At 65.4% G+C, this 17,957-nt stretch carries 17 protein-coding genes; 7 read left to right on the top strand and 10 right to left on the bottom strand.

Annotated features, from left to right (window positions below):
* The first annotated feature begins 79 nt into the window (after positions 1 to 79).
* Complete coding sequence (locus tag L5G32_RS06525) at positions 80 to 850, top strand: alpha/beta hydrolase (protein ID WP_237010198.1); 771 nt, start codon at positions 80 to 82, stop codon at positions 848 to 850.
* On the opposite strand, the gene L5G32_RS06520 is transcribed toward L5G32_RS06525, so the two are convergent.
* Positions 847 to 1,722, bottom strand: coding sequence for a sigma-70 family RNA polymerase sigma factor (locus L5G32_RS06520; RefSeq protein ID WP_237010197.1), 876 nt, complete (start codon positions 1,720 to 1,722; stop codon positions 847 to 849). The genes L5G32_RS06525 and L5G32_RS06520 overlap by 4 nt on opposite strands.
* A 79-nt stretch (positions 1,723 to 1,801) precedes the next feature.
* On the opposite strand from L5G32_RS06520, the gene L5G32_RS06515 reads away from it, so the two are divergent.
* Positions 1,802 to 2,185 (top strand): DoxX family protein, encoded by a 384-nt coding sequence (locus L5G32_RS06515; RefSeq protein ID WP_237010196.1) that lies wholly within the window; start codon positions 1,802 to 1,804, stop codon positions 2,183 to 2,185.
* Positions 2,186 to 2,215: 30 nt separating this feature from the next.
* Here the strand turns inward: L5G32_RS06515 and L5G32_RS06510 are convergent, their stop codons facing one another.
* Together L5G32_RS06510 and L5G32_RS06505 are read right to left on the bottom strand one after the other, a co-directional pair.
* Positions 2,216 to 4,723, bottom strand: a complete 2,508-nt coding sequence (locus L5G32_RS06510; RefSeq protein ID WP_237010195.1) for an excinuclease ABC subunit UvrA — start codon at positions 4,721 to 4,723, stop codon at positions 2,216 to 2,218.
* 57 nt (positions 4,724 to 4,780) lie between these two features.
* A complete protein-coding gene (locus L5G32_RS06505; RefSeq protein ID WP_237010194.1) occupies positions 4,781 to 5,677 on the bottom strand; it encodes a helix-turn-helix domain-containing protein in 897 nt (298 codons plus the stop codon).
* A gap of 102 nt (positions 5,678 to 5,779) precedes the next feature.
* Between L5G32_RS06505 and L5G32_RS06500 the strand changes: the two genes are divergently transcribed.
* From L5G32_RS06500 to bluB, 3 genes are read left to right on the top strand one after another with little or no spacing between them, the layout of a single operon-like run.
* Positions 5,780 to 6,562, top strand: a complete 783-nt coding sequence (locus tag L5G32_RS06500; RefSeq protein WP_237010193.1) for an SDR family oxidoreductase — start codon at positions 5,780 to 5,782, stop codon at positions 6,560 to 6,562.
* Positions 6,563 to 6,571: 9 nt separating this feature from the next.
* Positions 6,572 to 7,039 carry a nuclear transport factor 2 family protein gene (locus tag L5G32_RS06495; protein ID WP_237010192.1) on the top strand — a complete coding sequence of 156 codons (468 nt, stop codon included), beginning with the start codon at positions 6,572 to 6,574 and terminating at the stop codon, positions 7,037 to 7,039.
* Between the two features lie 28 nt (positions 7,040 to 7,067).
* On the top strand, positions 7,068 to 7,727 hold the full coding sequence (gene bluB, locus L5G32_RS06490; protein WP_237010191.1) for a 5,6-dimethylbenzimidazole synthase: 660 nt from the start codon (positions 7,068 to 7,070) through the stop codon (positions 7,725 to 7,727).
* Between the two features lie 20 nt (positions 7,728 to 7,747).
* Here the strand turns inward: bluB and L5G32_RS06485 are convergent, their stop codons facing one another.
* From L5G32_RS06485 to L5G32_RS06455, 7 genes are all read right to left on the bottom strand, one after another.
* Positions 7,748 to 8,989 carry a fatty acid desaturase family protein gene (locus L5G32_RS06485; RefSeq protein ID WP_237010190.1) on the bottom strand — a complete coding sequence of 414 codons (1,242 nt, stop codon included), beginning with the start codon at positions 8,987 to 8,989 and terminating at the stop codon, positions 7,748 to 7,750.
* 13 nt (positions 8,990 to 9,002) lie between these two features.
* Positions 9,003 to 10,115, bottom strand: coding sequence for a ferredoxin reductase (locus L5G32_RS06480; protein ID WP_237010189.1), 1,113 nt, complete (start codon positions 10,113 to 10,115; stop codon positions 9,003 to 9,005).
* A gap of 93 nt (positions 10,116 to 10,208) precedes the next feature.
* Positions 10,209 to 11,141: a glycine betaine ABC transporter substrate-binding protein gene (locus L5G32_RS06475; RefSeq protein ID WP_237010258.1), complete on the bottom strand. Its 933-nt coding sequence runs from the start codon at positions 11,139 to 11,141 to the stop codon at positions 10,209 to 10,211.
* A gap of 77 nt (positions 11,142 to 11,218) precedes the next feature.
* Complete coding sequence (locus L5G32_RS06470) at positions 11,219 to 11,986, bottom strand: ABC transporter permease (protein ID WP_237010188.1); 768 nt, start codon at positions 11,984 to 11,986, stop codon at positions 11,219 to 11,221.
* Entirely contained in the window at positions 11,983 to 13,176 is a 1,194-nt protein-coding gene (locus L5G32_RS06465; RefSeq protein WP_237010187.1) for an ATP-binding cassette domain-containing protein, read from the bottom strand. Before L5G32_RS06465 ends, L5G32_RS06470 begins: the two co-directional genes overlap by 4 nt.
* A complete protein-coding gene (locus L5G32_RS06460) occupies positions 13,173 to 13,820 on the bottom strand; it encodes an ABC transporter permease (RefSeq protein WP_237010257.1) in 648 nt (215 codons plus the stop codon). Before L5G32_RS06460 ends, L5G32_RS06465 begins: the two co-directional genes overlap by 4 nt.
* A 109-nt stretch (positions 13,821 to 13,929) precedes the next feature.
* Positions 13,930 to 15,543: an AMP-binding protein gene (locus L5G32_RS06455; RefSeq protein ID WP_237010186.1), complete on the bottom strand. Its 1,614-nt coding sequence runs from the start codon at positions 15,541 to 15,543 to the stop codon at positions 13,930 to 13,932.
* 121 nt (positions 15,544 to 15,664) lie between these two features.
* Here L5G32_RS06455 and L5G32_RS06450 point away from each other — a divergent pair, with 121 nt between their 5' ends.
* Entirely contained in the window at positions 15,665 to 16,546 is an 882-nt protein-coding gene (locus tag L5G32_RS06450; RefSeq protein WP_237010185.1) for a helix-turn-helix transcriptional regulator, read from the top strand.
* Positions 16,547 to 16,640: 94 nt separating this feature from the next.
* Positions 16,641 to 17,858, top strand: coding sequence for an oxygenase MpaB family protein (locus L5G32_RS06445; RefSeq protein WP_237010184.1), 1,218 nt, complete (start codon positions 16,641 to 16,643; stop codon positions 17,856 to 17,858).
* The last annotated feature ends 99 nt before the right edge of the window (positions 17,859 to 17,957 follow it).

Here is a 17,957-nt window from a genome sequence, read left to right as displayed (position 1 = left end):
TTCATAGCGACGTCGCCGGGATTGATACATGTTTCGACTAACCAGGACGGCGCCGGAATATCGGTCGTACGGTGAGATCATGGCCTCTACCGTGGAGAATCCCGACGCGTCGATGCGCTACGGCTCGAACGCGTCCAATATCGCCGACATCTTCGAGCCCGTCGAGGCGACCGATTCGCTTGTCCTCCTGCTGCACGGCGGGTTCTGGAACGAGACGGACCGGATCCGTACCTGGGACGCAGGACATGCTCTCGCCGCAGCGGGGCATCTGACCGCGTCGGTTGGGTACCGGCATGGTCCGGGCAGTTGGTCATCGGCTTTCGACGACGTCATCGCTGCCATCGATCAGATTCAACTGAGCGGTCGCGAGTGGACCGTCGGCCACGAGGCTCCGCGGAAGATCACGCTCGTCGGACACTCGGCGGGCGGGCAACTCGCACTGTGGGCCGCGAGCCGGTCGAGCCTGCCCGCCGGCAGTCGGTGGAAGACCGACGATCTGCAGGCGACGGCTGTCGTGGCGCTCGCCCCGATCGCCGATCTGGCATTGGCCGCCGAACTCGGTATCGGCGACGGCGCCGTGCAGAGGTTCCTCGGCGGGTCGCCGTCGGACGTCCCCGACGCGTATGCGGCGGCGGACCCGGCTGAGCTCAGCTCGTCGATTCCCGTCCGCGTCCTCCACGGAGCCGATGACGATCTCGTGCCTGTCGAACTGTCGAAACGGTACGCGGAGCGGGCGGGCGCCCGGGTCGCTCTCGATGTCCTCGACGGCGTCGAGAATGCGGAGTGGGGCGACCCGTCGTCGGATGCGTGGCAACGCGTCATCGCCGCAATCGGCGAGGTGACCGGCTAGTCCGTTACCGGCGGCTCGGGCAGCGTCATGTCTGCGAGGCGTCGCTGATCGAGGATCGACGTGATCGCGACCATCCGATCGTCGTCGACCGTGCAGGCCATGACGCTGATCGGCTTTCCGCCGGGGCTCCACGACATGATTCCCGGTTGTCCGTCGACGAGAACGCGTTCGGCGAGTACGCGCGATTGTTGGCCACGCCGCACCGTTTCGACCACATGATCTGCGCCGATCGTCACCGACTCGCCGCGAGCGGTGACCTTGCGCCACGTCACGTCCGGGTCGAGTACGCGAAGCAGGCCCTCGAAGTCTCCGGTTCGAGCTGCGATGAGGAATGCGTCGACCACGTCGCGCTGCCGGTGTCGCTCGCCGTCCGTCTGCGGCGCACCCCGCACTTTTCGACGAGCTCTGCTCGCCAACATCTTGGTTGCGTCGGGCGACTTGTCCAGAATCGAGGCGATCTCGGCGAACGGGACCGCGAACGTGTCGTGCAGGACGAACGCCAGCCGCTCGTCGGGTCGTAGCGTCTCGAGCACGACGAGGAGCGCCGTGCCGACGTTGTCGGCGAGGACGGCCTCCTCCTCGGGTGAGCGCTCGTCAGTTCTGGTCACGACCTCGGGGAAGTCGTGATCGATCGAGACTTCCCGGCGTCCGGCCCTCGAGCGCAGGGTGTCGATACAGATCCGACTCACAACGGTCGTCGACCACGCGGCCAGATCGTCGATGGAACTCGGATCGTGTCGGTTCAACCGGAGCCACGCCTCCTGGACCGCGTCCTCCGCGTCGGAACGCGATCCGAGCATGCGGTACGCGACTGCGGTCAGGCGGGATCGTTCAGCGTCGAAGGTGTCGGCCAGACCGTCGTGTTCGGTCATCGGTTACCTCTCGTCGGTTCGGTTCGTCAGTACTCATGACGGTTCCTCACGACCCGAGGTAACCATGAAGGAGGTTCTGATGAATACGACTCTGTGGATTATCACGTCTGTGCTGGCTGTCGCGTACACGGTCGGTGCAGGCAGTCAGTTGCTGATGTCGAAGGAGAAGTATCGGTCGTTGGCCGAGAGCCAGCATTGGGTGGACGACTTCAGTGCGGGCCAGATCAAGGCGATCGGGACGATCAAACTGATCGGGGCGATCGGCCTGGTTCTTCCAACCGTGGGGAACGTTGCGCCGGTGCTCGTACCGCTGGCGGCGTGCGGCCTCATGCTGTTCATGGCGGGTGCGGCGACGACCCGATTCCGGCGCAGCGAATGGGCGCTGATGGCAGGTGACGTCGTCTTCTTGGCGCTCTTCGGGTTCGTCGCGTGGGGACGATTCGACCTCGCGCCGTTCGTCTGACGAGCGGTGCGGATCTCACCCGGCGGGATCTCAGATCGTGTCGGCCAGGAACCGACCCGTCACGCTCTGCGGGTTCGCCGCGACTTCCTCCGGAGTGCCGGTCGCGACCACGCGGCCGCCGTCGGCTCCGCCTGCCGGCCCCATGTCGATCACGTAATCGGCGTTGGCGATCAGGTCGAGGTCGTGTTCGATGACGATCACGGTCCCGCCCTGATCGACTAGACGCTGAAGCACGCCGAGCAACGTTCGCACGTCCAACGGGTGGAGTCCGACGGTCGGTTCGTCGAAGACGAACACGGTCGCGTCCTGACGACGACCGAGGTCGGACACCAGCTTCAACCGCTGGGCTTCGCCGCCGGAGAGGGCGGGCGTGGCCTCCCCCAGCGTCAGATAACCGAGGCCGACATCCCGCAGTGCGGTCAGCTTGGTGCGCACCGACGGCAGATCGGTGACGTGGACGTACGCGTCGTCGATCGACATCGCGAGCAGATCGGGCAAGGCGACTTCTCGCTCCTTCGTCGCGGACGCACGCAGGTGGGTCCACGCCTGTGGTGCATATCGGCGACCGCGACATTCGGTGCAGTCGATGTCGACATCAGGCAGGAACTGGACGTCGAGCGAGATCTGGCCTGTCCCCTCGCATCGCGGACAGCGGAGAGATCCGGTGTTGTAGGAGAAGTCGGATGCGGTGAGCAGGGCAGTCCGCGCGGAGTCGAGGCGGGCATAGGCGCGGCGGAGATCGTCGAGCGCTCCGGAGTACGTGCCGACGGTGGAACGCACGTTGATGCCGATCGGTGTCGCATCGACGACGTCGACCCGCTCGATCCCGGCGCGGTCGATCCTGGAGACGTGCTCGGGGATTCGCTCGCGCAGGGCGGGGACGAGACTCTCCAGGACGAGCGTCGTCTTGCCGGAACCAGACACTCCCGTCACCGCGGTGAGCCTGCCGCGCGGCATCGCGACGTCGAGACTGTGCACGGTGTGCATGGGTGTGGTCTCGATCGTGATGGCCCCGAAGTCGAATACCGCTGCCGGAGAGCACTTCTCCCGTACGACGACGGTCTCCGTCCCGGTGAGGAAGCCGCCGATGCGCGAGTTCGGATCCGCGGCCACCTGATGGACGTTCCCTTGCGCGATCACCCGGCCGCCGTCGCTTCCGGCACCGGGACCGATCTCGATGAGATGGTCGACGGCTCGGAGGACCTGCGGGTCGTGGTCGACCATCACGACGGTGTTGCCGCCCTGCACGAGATCGTCGAGGACCCCATGCAACCCGACGAGGTTCGCCGGGTGCAGGCCGATGGACGGTTCGTCGAGCACGTAGAGGACGCCGGTCGTCTCGTTGCGGACAGCTCGCGCGAGTTGGACGCGCTGGCGCTCCCCCGTCGACAACGAGTCGCCCGCGCGGTCGAGCGTCAGATAGTCCAGGCCCAAGTCCACCAGGCGTCGCGCCATCCCGATCAGCGTCGACACCAGGACCTCGGTCATCGGCCGGAGATCGCCGGGGATCTTTGTGCCGAGGCTCCGAGCCCAGTCGACGACGTCGTGCAAGGCGAGGCCGGTGACGTCGGCCAGGTTCTGGCCGTCGATCTGCGGTGCACGTGCCGCAGGCGACAGCCGTGTTCCGCCGCAGTCCGGACAGGTGTGTTCGGACAGGAACCGACTGACCCGCGACAACCGCTTCTCGGTGTCGGCGCGTTTGAGTTCCTCGGTGACGGTCAGACGCGCGTTGCGGAACGTGAAGTCCAGATCATGGACGCCCTTCTTCGAGGCAACCGCGATGTGCTTCTTGACTTCGGGACCGTCGAGGACAGTCTCTTTCTCGTCGGCCGTGAGATCCCGCCACGGGACGTCGGTGCGGACTCCCATCTCGCGAACGATCTGCGGCTGCACGCGAAACCCGTAGACCTGCCAGGGAATGACGGCTCCGTCGTCGATCGACTTGGTCGGATCAGGGATCAGTGTCGCGTCGTCGACAAGCCGGACAGAGCCCAGACCCTCACATGTCGCGCACGCGCCACCGGAGTTGAAGGCGAGCTCCTCGGCGCCTGGTGCGAGGAAGCTCGCGCCGCATGTCGGACAGACGATCGGCACCTCGGCGGCCGCGCTGAACGTCGGCTCCTGTCGATGCCCGTTCGGGCAGACGTGCGCGGCCAGCCTCGAGAAGATCAGCCGGAGCACGTTGAGGAGCTCGGTCGACGTGCCGAACGTCGAACGAGGGCCAGGCAACGCGGGCCGCTGCCGAAGGGCAAGAGCCGCGGGCACGTGCGACACCGCGTCGATATCGGCTCGTGGCGCCTGACCGATGCGCCGACGGGTGTAGGTCGACAGGGCTTCGAGGTAACGCCTCGATCCCTCGGCGTACAGCACGCCCATCGCGAGTGACGACTTGCCCGACCCCGACAGTCCGGCGATGCCGACGAGCCTGCCGAGCGGGATGTCGACGTCCACGTCGCGCAGGTTGTGCACGCGAGCGCCGCGGATCTCGATGACGGTCGGCTGGTGGCGCGTCGATGATGTCGTCTCGGTGGTCCCCACAACAATCCAGCATTCCAGCCGTCGGGTCCGCGTGCTCGCCGAAACGCGGTGTTGCGTTCACTGACCGGTTCGTCCGCACGCCGTCTCGGCGTCGAGCAGTGCCGACACGCGCGCTGCAGCCTCGGTCAGAGCCTGTCCGAATCGCCCGCGTTCGGCTGGCTCGACCGACGACCGAAGGACACCGAGCTGCAGTTCGTAGTCCGGTCGTCCTTCGTGGAAGATCGGAGCCGCCAGGTAACTGATCGGCAGCGGCTCGTCTACTAGGAGATCAGCGGAACGGTATGCGCGTGAGCTCAACTCGGCGAGCTGGCGAATCGCCGATCGGCGAACGGTCGGCTCGATCAGCATCGGACCGACTGCGCTCAGCAGGTCGGCGAGCGACTCAACGAGCGAGGCGTCCGACGACGCCGGTCGATACGCTGCGTACCCGAGGTCCCGGACGGTGGCGAGGACTCCGGACGCGCGTTGGCGGACGTCGGGTGCGCGTCCGCGCCACTGTGCCTGTGCCTTCGACGAGCGCCACGCCATAACAGCCGCAGCGGTCGGATAGGACACCGTCAGGGTCTGCCCGAGCCCGAGGCCCGGAACCGGGCGCGCCTGCGAGTGCACCTTCGCTACTACCGTCATGCGGTCGTCGCTGATGCGACTGACAGTGACTCCGCAAGTAGTGGCCGCGACCAGCTCGTCCAGGACGGACACGACGTCCGGCGTGATCACGGACGCGGGCCCTGCCGGACTGCTACCGAGGCCCGCAGCTCCCGGACCGAGACGGTAAGCGCGGGACGCATCACGTTCGACCCAGCCCGCGGCGTCGAGTTCGGAGAGGATCGCCGACATCGTCGGCCGTGCGACACCGACGGCGTCGGCGATCTGCGCGATCGTCAGCGGGGCGTCCGAAGCCGCCAGATGTTCGAGGGTGTCGACCACCCGTCGGGTGGGTGGCGAACCTGGCACTGTGCCCCAGCCTTCCTATTGCCTGCGCATGTCGACACGGCTACGGTGTGCCGGATACTCACATCATAGAAATCGAATATTCGAATCACAAGGGAGCGGCACGTGCTCGACGCGTTCAAATTAGACGGAAAGACTGCCATTGTGACGGGCGCGGGCCGTGGTCTCGGCGCGGCGATCGCCGTCGGTCTCGCGCAGGCCGGTGCGGACGTCGTGATCTCGGCGCGGACCGAGAGCGAGCTCGCTGAGGTCGCCCAGCAGATCCAGGCGTGCGGGCGACGCGCCGTGTCAGTGCCGCTCGACCTCGCTGCCGACGAACCCGGCAGACTCGTGGACGCGGCAGTAGAGGCGTTCGGACGCGTCGACATCGTCGTCAACAACGTCGGCGGTGCCATGCCCAAGCCCTTCCTGGACACGCGAGTGAAGGACCTCGAGCGGGCGTTCTCGTTCAATGTCGGTACTGCGCACGCACTTTCGCTCGCGACAGTCCCGGTGATGCTCGCGAACGGCGGCGGGTCGATCATCAACGTCACCTCGTCGATGGGCAGGCTCGCCGGCCGCGCGTTCCTCGCGTACGGGACCGCGAAGGCGGCACTCGCCCACTACACGCGGCTGGCCGCCGAGGACCTCGCGCCGAAGATCCGAGTCAACGGGATCGCTCCCGGCTCGATACTGACCTCGGCGCTGAGTTACGTCGCCGACAACGACGAGATGCGCACCGAGATCGAGACCAATACGCCGATGCGGCGGATCGGCAGTCCTGACGAGATCGCGGCCACCGCGGTGTATCTCGCGAGCCCGGCAGCCGGATACGTGACCGGAAAGATCATCGAGGTCGACGGCGGACTCGAAGCTCCCAACATCGCCCTCCCCATCCCCGACCTGTGAGGACCGACGATGTCCCTTCTCGAGACCGTCCGTGAGATCGAACAGCTCAAATACCGGTACCTGCGCGCGGTCGACACCAAGGACTGGGACGGGCTGGCCACGACCCTGACCGAGGACGTCCACACCGCGTACGGAACCAAGATGGGCGGCCGCGACCTGTCGTTCACCGATCGGGACGCGGTACTCGCGTATCTCCGTCAGGCGATGGGCGGATCGATCGTCACCGAACACCGCGTGGACCATCCGATCATCGAGGTGGACGGTGAGACCGCTGCGGGCAGTTGGTATCTGCAAGATCGAGTCCTGGTCCCGGAGTACGACACGATGATCATCGGAGCGGCGTTCTACGACGACGAGTACCGCTGGACCGACGACGGTTGGCGGATCAGCAAGACCGGGTACGAGCGGACCTTCGAGGCGGTCGGCAGCCTGTCGGCAGGCGGGTGGAAGGTGCATCCGGGTCCGGCGATTCACTGACGCCGGGCGTCGAGTAGTTTCACAGTCCATGGTCGACCGAATCGCAAGCCCGTCCGACGGAACGTTCGACCGGAGGTTCGTCGACGACCTCGACGAACTCCTGCGGTGGCGGCGAGACGTGCGACGGTTCCGCACCGATCCCCTCGCTCCCGGACTGCTCGACGAGGTCCTGGCGTCGGCGGAGCTCTCACCGTCGGTCGGCAACAGCCAGCCGTGGCGCTGGGTCGAAGTTCGTTCCGCGGAGCCGCGCGCGAGCGTCACCGCATCGTTCGAGCGGTGCAACGCCGAAGCGCTCGACGGCTATCGGGGCGATCGCGCGAGGGCGTACGCAGGCCTCAAACTGTCGGGTCTACGCGACGCACCCGTGCATCTGGCGGTGTTCTGCGCGGCCGCAGGCGATCAGGGACACGGCCTCGGACGGCGCACGATGCCGCAGACCCTCGAATACTCCGTCGCCACCGCTGTCTCCACGCTGTGGCTGGCCGCGCGTGCCCGCGGAGTCGGCGTCGGCTGGGTGTCCATCGTCGATCCCGACGATGTGGCCGACGCACTGGGTGTCCCCGACGACTGGTCGCTCGTGGCGTACCTGTGCATCGGGTACCCCGAGGCCGACGACGACGTCCCCGCACTGGAACGCGCCGGATGGCAGGCTCGCACGGACTCTCAGACTCGTTATCGAGTGGTCTAGAGAGTCCGTGCGAGGCTGGCTCAGCCTGCGACCTGGACCGGCTTCTCCTTCAGCTCACGTAACGCGGTCCGAAGGCCCCGGCGCTTACCCGTCACCGGGTCGACGCCGAACTGCTGCTGCACGCCCTCGCGGACGGCGAAACGCAGCTCCGATGCGGTCTCCGGAGCATCGTCTGACGTCGCTTTGAGGAACGCGTCCGGCAACGCCAACTTCGCGATCGTCCGGAACGACTGGAAGTACTGAACCAGGATCGATCCGCTCGTATACGGGAGGTCGTACTTCTCGCACAGTTCACGGACTCGCACGCCGATCTCCTCGTACCGGTAGCTCGGGAGGTCGGGGTACATGTGATGCTCGATCTGATGGCTCAGATTGCCGGTCGCGAACCGCATCACCGGGCCTGCATTGATGTTCGCCGATCCCAGCATCTGCCGCAGATACCAGCGTGCCTGGTCTTCGGTCTCGTACTCCTCGAGCGTGAACTTCTCCGCTCCGTCCGGGAAGTGACCGCAGAAGATCACCATGTACGTCCAATAGTTTCGGATGATGTTGGCGGTGAAGTTCGCGGTGATCGTCGTCTTCCAGTTGAGACCGGACAACGCGGGATAGACCACGTAGTCCTTGGCCGTCTGCTTACCGACCTTGCGCGCGATGATCCGGAGATCCTTGAACGCCTGACTGAGCGTCTTCTCCTTCTTCCTCAGCTTCTCGGTCTCCACATGGTGCAACGCGACGCCGAACTCGAAGAACGTGCCGAGCATCAGGTTGTAGAAGGTGTTGCCGAGGTTCCACCACTCCCAGGGCTGGTCCCTGGTGACGCGCAGGATTCCGTACCCGACATCGTCGTCGAGTCCGACGATGTTCGTGTACTTGTGATGGACGAAGTTGTGGGAGTGCTTCCACTGCACGCTCGGGCAGGTGCTGTCCCACTCCCACGACGACGAATGGATCTCCGGATCGTTCATCCAGTCCCACTGGCCGTGCATGACGTTGTGGCCGAGTTCCATGTTCTCGATGATCTTGGCTGCCGACAGCGCCGCCACGCCGAGCGCCCACGCGGGCTTCCGGTTGCTGAACATCAGCGCGACGCGGCCCGTGGCCGCCAGTCCGCGTTGCAGGGAGATGGCGCGATGGAGATACCGGGCGTCCTCCTCGCCGCGTACCTCCTCGATGTCGCGACGGATCTGGTCGAACTCGGCGCCGAGTGCCTCTACGTCGGCTTCGGTCAGGTGCGCATACCGATCGATGTCGGTGATAGCCATATATTTCGCCTCCTTACAGGTCGATAGTGCATTCGCCGGAGACACTGCTCACGCAGGTCTGGATTCGCTCGCCTTCACGGTGTTCTTCGCCGCTCCGGAGGTCGCGTACGTAGCCGCCGGCGAGCGGAACCACGCAGGTCTGGCAGATCCCCATCCGGCATCCGAACGGCATCTGCACGCCGAGTTCCTCACCGGCCTCGAGAATGGTTGTCGCACTGTCGATCTCCGCTGTCTTCCCGGACTTGGCGAAGGTGACGGTGCCGCCCTCGCCGCCAACGTCGGTGCGGGCGATGGCGAAGCGCTCGATGTGCAGGTGATCGCGCATGTCGGCGGCAGAGAAGTGCTCCTCCACCGAGTCCAGGAGCGCGACCGGGCCGCACGCCCAGCAGATTCGGTCCCGCCAGTCGGGGACGCGGGACTCGAGTTCCGCCGTGTCGAACTTGCCTTGCTCGCGCGTCAGTTGGAGTCGGAGATCGTACGACTCCATCCCGGCGTTGAGGCCCTCTAGTTCGTCGAGAAAGATCACGTCTTCCTTACTCGGCGCCGAGTGGATGTGGACGATGTCGACGGCCGCGGACTGCGATCGGATCGAGCGCAGCATCGCCATGACGGGCGTGATCCCGCTGCCCGCCGTCACGAACAGGATCTTGTCGGGCAGTGGCTCCGGCAGGTGGAACTCGCCCTTGGGCGCGGCGAGCCGGATGATGGTGCCCGGCGCCACGCCGTCGACCAGGTGTGTGGAGAGGAAGCCGTCAGGATTGGCTTTGACGGTGATGGTGATGACGTCATCGACGGTGTCGCCGATCGACGTCAGCGAGTACGACCGCCAATGCCAGCGGCCGTCGACCTGTAACCCGATGCCCACGTACTGGCCCGCGTGGTACGTCGACGGAAAACCCCATCCGGTGCGGATGGTGACGGTGGCCGAATCCTCGGTCTCGCGCTTCACCTCGAGGATCTCGCCCCGCAGTTCGCGCGCCGACCACAGGGGGTTGACCAGATGTAGATAGTCGTCCGGCAACAGCGGTGTGGTCGCTCGAGCGAGCAGGCCGCGGACGATATTAGCGGTCGGGCTCTTCGCCTCGACACCGGCAGCGGGGCGTTTGCTCCACTTCAGCAGATCCACATGGACTCCAATCCTGAATTAATCGCGACTCTACATGCAGGTGAGTGGTATGGATCACAGTACCCGTGGTGTAGCGACCGGGAACACAGGTTGTCACTTCGTGACGAAGCCTTTGTCCACCATCCAATCGCGGGCGACGTCGGCAGGCTCGACTCCGTCGACGTCGACCTTCCGGTTCAACTCGGTGATCTCCTCTGACGTGAGGGCGTCCATCACGGGCTTGGTGACCTGACGGATGACGGGGTAAGCGTCCGCCGTCTCCTTCCGCAGTGACACGGCCGCGTTGTAGTGCGGGAAGAAACTCTTGTCGTCGTCGAGCAAGGCGAGGTTCAGGGCCTTGATCCGGCCGTCGGTGGTGAAGACCTCGCCGAAGGCGCAGTTTCCGTTTGCCGTGGCCTGATAAATGATGCCGGTCTGCAGGATCTGAGTGCGGACGTCCGCCGGTGAGAAGCCGTAGGCGCGCGCCATGCCGGGGAATCCGTCCTGCCTGCTGCGGAACTCGGTCTCCAGACAGGTGGTCGCGGCCCCTGGATCGCTCTTCACCAGGTCGGCGTACTGCGAAAGCGTGTGGACGCCCGTCGCGCGCTGATTGCTCTGGTTCACGGCGAGGGCGTACGTGTTGTCCATCGGCGCCACGTTCATCCAGACCACGTCGTTGCGTTCGAGGTCTTCGTCGCGCACCGCTTCGAACTGGTGCTGCGCGTCGGGGATCGGCTTCTCGTTCCCGAGATAGTTGATCCAGCCGGTACCGGTGTATTCGATCGAGATGTCGACCTGTCCGGCGAGCATGGCGTCACGCGCCGAGTTCGACCCCTGGATGTTCGTGAGGTCGCGGACGTCGGCGCCTGCGGCCGACAACGCGAACTCGAGGATGTAGCCGAGGATCACCTGCTCGGTGAAGTCCTTGGATCCGACGGTGATCTTGGCGCCTTTTAGTTCCGGCTGCTCGGTGATCGAGCCCGGGTGGACCTTGAGCGGCACGGCGCCGCCTGACTGCAGACCGCAGGCGACGGCCGATCCGAGCATCGCCACCGCGAGCACTCCGGCGACCAGTGCACGGAGCCCGCGTGTGCGAGCGGTTCGGGTCGCCCCGATTCTGTTGTTCACCGCAATCCCTTCGGTCCCAGATAGCGCTCGGCCAAGGCTCCGCACCAGTCGACTACTAGAGCGAGGCAGACGGCGAGGATCGCACCGGTGATCAGGGTGACGTTGTCGCGCAGCTTGTAGCCGGTGTCGATGAGGATCCCGAGTCCGCCCGCGTCCACCAGGAAGCACAGGGTCGCAGTGCCGACGGCGAGGACGAGGGAGGTTCGCAGTCCGGCGAGAATGAACGGGACGGCCAACGGGAGTTCGACCTGACGCAGGACCTTTCCCTCCGACATCCCCTGGCCCTTCGCCGCGTCCTTGGTCGCTGCGTCCACCTCATTGAGGCCCAGGATGCTGTTGCGCAGCACCGGAAGCAATGAGTAGAACGCGACGGGCAGGACGCCGATCCAGAATCCTGTCGTGGCCGTCCAGAGGAAGAACAGGACCAGTAGGCCGATCGCGGGCGCGGCCTGACCGATGTTCGCGATCCCGACGAAGATCGGTGCGAGCCAACGGAATCGGCTGCGCGTCACGAGTATCGCAACCGGGATGGCGACGAGCAGCACAATGGCTGTGATCGCGAGGGTCAGCATCAGATGCTCCACGACCAACTGCCCGATGTACGACGGGTTGATCGTGGCTTTCTGGGTGTCCGTGAGATCCCGGCTGAACGCCCAGACGAGCACCCCGACGACGAGCACGACGACCACGGCCGGTTGGGCCACCAGTTGGATGACTCCGGCTCGACCGACTCTGGCCTCGGTCGAGGCAGTCGAGGCAGTCATCGTTCGGTGTCCCCGGGTGCGGGTTCGGAGATCGCCGGATCGTCCTGATGGACCTCGCGGAGGGACCTGATCGTCTCGACGAGAGTCTCGATGGTGATCACGCCGACGTAGCGGCCACGTGAGCCGGTGACCACGGCGGACGCGTAACTCTCAGCGAGGATCGCCTCCAGAGCGTCTTGGAGGGTCGACGCGGTGGTGACGGTTTCGCCGAGCGGAAGTCCAGCGTCGGCCAGCGAGGTCGCGCGATCCAGGTGGGAACTGTTGACCCACCGGACCGGGCGGTCCTTGCCGTCCAGGATGACTCCGTAGTCGGTGATCCGGCTCGCGAAGTCGGCGATCGAGTCGCCCTCGTGAGCCGTCGGCCGTTGCTCGACGTCGACGTCCCGAACGCGCGTCAGATTGAGCTGCTGCAGTGCGGCGCCGTGACCGACGAAGCCTGCGACCGTGTCGTTGGCGGGATTGGCGAGAATCGCCTCGGGAGAGTCGTACTGCAGGATCCGGGACTGTTCGCCGAGGACGGCGATCCGGTCCCCCAGCTTCACCGCCTCGTTGAAGTCGTGTGTCACGAACACGATCGTTTTACGCAGTTCGGCCTGCAGCTGCATGAGTTCGTCTTGGAGCAGGCCGCGCGTGATGGGATCGACGGCGCCGAACGGCTCGTCCATGAGAAGGACCGGCGGGTCGGCGGCGAGGGCGCGCGCCACTCCGACTCGCTGTTGCTGGCCGCCCGACAATTGACGCGGATAGCGGTCGGCGAACTGAGTCTGATCGAGGTTGACCAGATCGAGGAGTTCGCTGACCCGGGCGTCGATTCGCTTCTTGTCCCACTTGAGGAGTTTCGGGACCACCGCGATGTTCTGCGCGACTGTCATGTGCGGGAACAGGCCGCCCTGCTGAATCGCGTAGCCGATGCTTCGGCGGAGCTTGTTGGCGTCCAACGACAACGCGTCGCGGCCGCCGATGGTGATCGTTCCCGAGGTCGGTTCGATGAGCCTGTTGATCATCCGCATCGTGGTGGTCTTGCCGCTGCCGGACGGGCCGACGAAGACGACGATCTCCCCGGCGGGGATCGTCATCGACACGTCTGCGACGGCAGGCTCCGACTGTCCCGGATAAGTCTTCGACACATGGTCGAGCACGATCTCCACTCCGGAGATGCCGTTGTCCGACGGTGCGCTCTGTTCGCTCAACGGATGCCTTTCGATGTGGTGAGGCGGCCGATCAGAACGTAGATCCCGTCCAGGATGAGGGCGAGGATAACGATGAGAACAGTGCCGGTGAGGGCTTGCGGAACGGCAGTCGGACTGCCGACGCGCGAGAGGCCCGAGAAGATCAAGTTGCCCAGACCCGGCCCCTTCGCGTAGGCGGCGATCGCGAGGATTCCCATCGCCATCTGGGTGCTGACCCGCATACCGGTCAGAATCGACGGCCAGGCCAGACGTAGTTCCACCCGGGTCAGCACGCCGAGTCGGTTCATTCCGATTCCGCGGGCCGCATCGGTGATCGACGGGTCGACGGCTCCGAGCCCGACGATGGTGTTGCGAACGATCGGCAGAAGCGAATAGAGCGTCAATGCGATGACCGTCGGCGGTACCCCGAGCCCGAGAATCGGAATGAGCAGACCGAGAAGTGCGAATGACGGAACCGTCAGGATCGTGCTCGACAAAGCGGTGGCCAAAGCCGATCCCGCCGGGCTGCGATAGACGATAATTCCGACGCCGACGCCGATCACAGTGGCGAGTAGGAGACATTGAAGGACTGCACTGACGTGCAGATATGAATCAACCGCCAGCTGTGATCTGCGTTCGCTTATGAAATCCCAGATGTCATTCAGTGGAGTTCTCCTCTACTCGAGGATTACATTAGCCCACCATTTGATCCGGTAGAACCAATTGCGCTCGCCTAGGCCGATTCCCGCGGCATTCTCGGGCGTTCGGAGAATCTCAGGACTCTCCCCTGGCCTGTTCACGCAGTTCGAATTTGAGGACCTTTCCGGTCGGTGTCCGCGGCAGATCATCGACGAAAACGATGTCTCGCGGAACCTTATAGCCGGCGAGTAGTTTGCGGGCGTGCGCGATCAGGTCGTCGGCGGACAGGGACTCGCCCGACCTGCGTTCCACGTACGCACGCGGTCGTTCGCCCCACTTCTCGTCGACCACGCCGATTACCGCGACGTCGAGGACCGCGTCGTGGCTGACGAGCGCCTGCTCGACCTCGACGGTTGAGATGTTCTCACCACCCGAGATCACGATGTCCTTAGCCCGGTCCTTGAGCTGCACGTAGCCGTCGGCATGCATGACGCCGAGGTCGCCGGTGTGGAACCAGCCGCCTGCGAACGCCTCCTCGGTCGCCGCCGGGTCTCGAAAGTAGCCGGCCATCACGTTGTTTCCGCGCAACACGATCTCGCCCATCGTCGCACCGTCCGCGGCGACGTCGTTCATCTGATCGTCGACGACTCTGGCCGCTTCCGCCTGGACCATTCCGACGCCTTGACGGGACAGCTTCGCCGCGCGTTCATCGGCGGGCAGATCGTCCCATGACGACTGGTACTCGCAGATCGTGTACGGCCCGTACACCTCGGTCAGTCCGTAGACGTGGACCACCGTCACACCGATCGCTTCGAGCTGCCCGATGACGGTCGGCGAGGGCGGCGCACCCGCGGTGGTGATGTTGAGCGGTCGATCAAGGACGTGGGCGCGATCAGAGCTCACGATGGTGGTGCAGACGGTCGGTGCGCCGCACATGTGGGAGACGCCGAGATCGTCGATCGCGTCCCAGACCGCGTCGGCGCGTACTGCGCGGAGGCAGGCGTGGGTGCCGGACGCCTGGGTCACGGCCCACGGCGTGCACCAACCGTTGCAGTGGAACATCGGCAGGGTCCACAGGTAGCGGGTCGCGGGGGTGAACCGGTTGTGGAAGGTCTCGCCGAATGAGTTCAGGTAGGCCCCGCGGTGGGTGTACATGACCCCCTTCGGCTTACCCGTGGTTCCGGAGGTGTAGTTGATGCTGATGACGCGGTTCTCGTCGTCCACCGTCCACGGAATCGGCGTCGGGTCGAGCGACTCGGCACGTGCGAGGTAATCGGTGTACGCGACGGCGCCTGCGACGGCGGCGTCCGATGGAGTCGGCCCGAACTCAGTGTCGACGATCTCGACGAGCGTCGTCAGCCCGGAAACCTGCCCGGCGATCGCGGCGACGACCTCGCGGAACTCGGCGTCGAAGAACAGAGTGGTGACCCCGGCGTGGTCGAGGATGTAGACGAGTTCAGGTCCCGCGAGCCGCGAGTTCAACGCGACGAGGACGCCGCCCGCCAGCGGCACGCCGAAGTTCGCGACGAGGGTCTCCGGAAGATTAGGCGTGAGGAATGCGACGCGGTCACCGTCGTCGATGTGATCACGCAGGACATGGGCCATCGCCTGAGCCTCCTGCGCGAAGTTGGAGTACGTCCACCGCCGGTCGCCGTAGACGATCGCGTCTTTGTCGCCGAAGACGTCGCCGGCTCGTTCTAGGAAGCGGAGCGGGCTCAGTTCACTGCGGTTCGGGACGGGTGCGATCACGGCTTCCTCCAGGAGACGGTCATGAGACGGCTGTCGGTTCTCGACGGTAGGTCGACCGAGCATGCGATCTCTACCCCCGAAAGTGGGTAAGGTTGCCGGGCACGATCGCGAAGAGGGACGTATGGAACGCACAGACCGTGGGGAAAGTCCCCTGGGGGACCTCAAGCGCCCCAGCGATGCCGACGCGTTGGCCGCGGCGTTGCGCGCCGGTGGTCGTGGCGCGGGTCTGCCCGTCATGTTCGGCGGCATCGTCGGCGACGGTGCGAGCGCACTGCTCACCGGCTTCGTCGGCACCCGCAGTCGGATTCTGCAGAATCTCGTGATCGACTCTGCTCGTGGACTGGGCGGTCGCGCGATCGCCGAGGGGCGAGTCGGAGTGGTCACTGATTACGCGAACTCGTCTGAGATCACCCACGAATACGACCGGGAGGTGGCGGGTGAGGGAATCGAGTCGCTGCTGGCCGTCCCCGCTGTGGTGCGCGGCCGTACCCGTGCGGTGATCTACGGCGGTCTGCGACGGGTGGAGCAGATCGGCGACCTCGCCGTCAACCGGATAGTGACGTCCGCGGCCAGGCTCGCCGGCGAGATCCAGATCCGCGACGAGGTGGACCGACGAGTGTCTGTCATCGCCGAATCTGCTGCAGCGCAACCTGGTTCGGTGCCGACCGGAGTCTCCGAAGCGATCATCTCCAGCTACGTGGAACTCGCCGACATCGCACGTTCGACCACCGACCCGCAGATCGCAGGGCGGTTACGCGACGTAGAGACCCTGCTGCGCACTATCGGCACAGAATCCCGCGAATGCGGCCCGCGACTGTCCCCGCGCGAGTACGACGTGCTCAGTCACGTCGCGCTGGGCTGCGCCAATGCCGAGATCGCCGACCGTCTCGGCCTGCGGCCGGAGACGGTGAAGTCGTACCTGCGAGCAGTGATGACCAAGCTCGAAGTCCGGAACCGGCGGGAGGCCGTCGTCGCCGCACGTCGACACGGACTGCTGCCCTGACCAGGGTGATTGACAGGGATTCCGACGCTGTCTAGTTTTGGTGACAGGTGTTACCAGTTTATTAGATCGACTCCCCGGAACAGAGGTCAGCCCGATGAGTGCCGTCATCCCCCGCAGGCATCCCGCCGCTCCGTCGCGCGTCCCGATCGGGGTCGACGCGTTCGCACGAGTGCTGCGTATCCGTCCCGTCACCGAAGTGGAGTTCGCACGCCTCGGCGAGGCGCTCACCGAAGGCGACCCGCTGATGGACGACGTCGTCGAGAAGATGATCGAGGGCGCAGGCGTCGGTGCACTGCGGCCAATGTTCGAGCAGGCTCTCGAGCACGGCATCGACTCGGTTCCCGATGCGCCGGACTTCCTGCGCTCGTTCTTCGAAGTCATCGAGGACACTCCCGACTGGGTCGACGCCGACAGGCTCGAGGTCGCGGCGCAGACCATGAACGGCGGTGGATGCGACGGGCTGTACATCGCCCGCGACGTCGCGCTCGTCGGCGGATACGCCTTCTCTGGTTTCAATCAGACCCTGCTGCGCACGGGGGCGCTCGAGAAGGGGTCGAACACTCGCTTCGCCGAGACCTCGCAGTGGGCGCTGGACGTGATCGCCGACGGCGGCCTACGCAAGCACGGCGTCGGCTACCGCTCGACGCTGCGTGTGCGCTTCATCCACTCGCTCGTTCGCCGTCACGTCGCCGCCATGGACGACTGGGACTCGACGCAATGGGGTCTGCCGATCAACCAGACCGACATGGCTGCGACGATCGTCGGCTCGCTGATCGCACCGATGGTCGGCGGCCTGGGTATGGGGTTGATCAACACTCCGTCCGAATATCGGGCGGTCGCCCACCTGACTCGGTACGTCGGCTGGCTGATGGGCGTCGCTGACGAGTTCTTGCCCGCCGACTTCCGGGACGGAATCAGAATCCTCCACCACACCTCGGCCGCGCTGTCCACGCCCGACGAGACGTCTGCTCAGCTGGCTCGCCCGATGGCCGAGGATCCGATGTCGTGGAACTATCCGTTCTTCGAGCAGGCTCGCCGTCGCATCGCGAAGTCGCAGCACCTGTCCATCAGTGCCTTCTTCCTCGGACGCTCTGCGATGAGGACGCTCGGTCTGCCGACGCGCACCCTCCCCTGGTATCCGATCCTGCGGGTTCCGGTGAACCTCGCGCGGTCGATCGCGGCACTCCTGCCAGGTGGCCGACTCCGCGCATCTGCCCGTGGACGCGACCAGCAGTTGCGTTTCATGCGGACGATGGAAGAGACGCCCGTCACGATCGGCGAGACCACGCACCTGTCGCAGCACGCGGCCTGACCTGCGAACACTGCCCCCTCCGTGCATCTCGCACGGAGGGGACTGTGCTATTCGCGCCCGTTGCCCGACTTTATTTAGCTGAATACAACTAATAATGTT

This window comes from Gordonia zhenghanii (assembly GCF_021738965.1).
GTDB lineage: Bacteria > Actinomycetota > Actinomycetes > Mycobacteriales > Mycobacteriaceae > Gordonia > Gordonia zhenghanii.
Note: the sequence above shows the minus strand (reverse complement) of the source record. Positions and strands in the feature narration are given on the sequence as shown.

Bases quoted from the DNA above. Each gene is read 5' to 3' on its own strand.
- L5G32_RS06495 (WP_237010192.1), top strand. From the start codon at position 6,572: ATGTCCCTTCTCGAGACCGTCCGTGAGATCGAACAGCTCAAATACCGG.
- L5G32_RS06470 (WP_237010188.1), bottom strand. From the start codon at position 11,986: ATGACTGCCTCGACTGCCTCGACCGAGGCCAGAGTCGGTCGAGCCGGA.
- L5G32_RS06525 (WP_237010198.1), top strand. From the start codon at position 80: ATGGCCTCTACCGTGGAGAATCCCGACGCGTCGATGCGCTACGGCTCG.
- L5G32_RS06520 (WP_237010197.1), bottom strand. From the start codon at position 1,722: ATGACCGAACACGACGGTCTGGCCGACACCTTCGACGCTGAACGATCC.
- bluB (WP_237010191.1), top strand. From the start codon at position 7,068: ATGGTCGACCGAATCGCAAGCCCGTCCGACGGAACGTTCGACCGGAGG.
- L5G32_RS06485 (WP_237010190.1), bottom strand. From the start codon at position 8,989: ATGGCTATCACCGACATCGATCGGTATGCGCACCTGACCGAAGCCGAC.
- L5G32_RS06450 (WP_237010185.1), top strand. From the start codon at position 15,665: ATGGAACGCACAGACCGTGGGGAAAGTCCCCTGGGGGACCTCAAGCGC.
- L5G32_RS06515 (WP_237010196.1), top strand. From the start codon at position 1,802: ATGAATACGACTCTGTGGATTATCACGTCTGTGCTGGCTGTCGCGTAC.
- L5G32_RS06445 (WP_237010184.1), top strand. From the start codon at position 16,641: ATGAGTGCCGTCATCCCCCGCAGGCATCCCGCCGCTCCGTCGCGCGTC.
- L5G32_RS06475 (WP_237010258.1), bottom strand. From the start codon at position 11,141: ATGCTCGGATCGGCCGTCGCCTGCGGTCTGCAGTCAGGCGGCGCCGTG.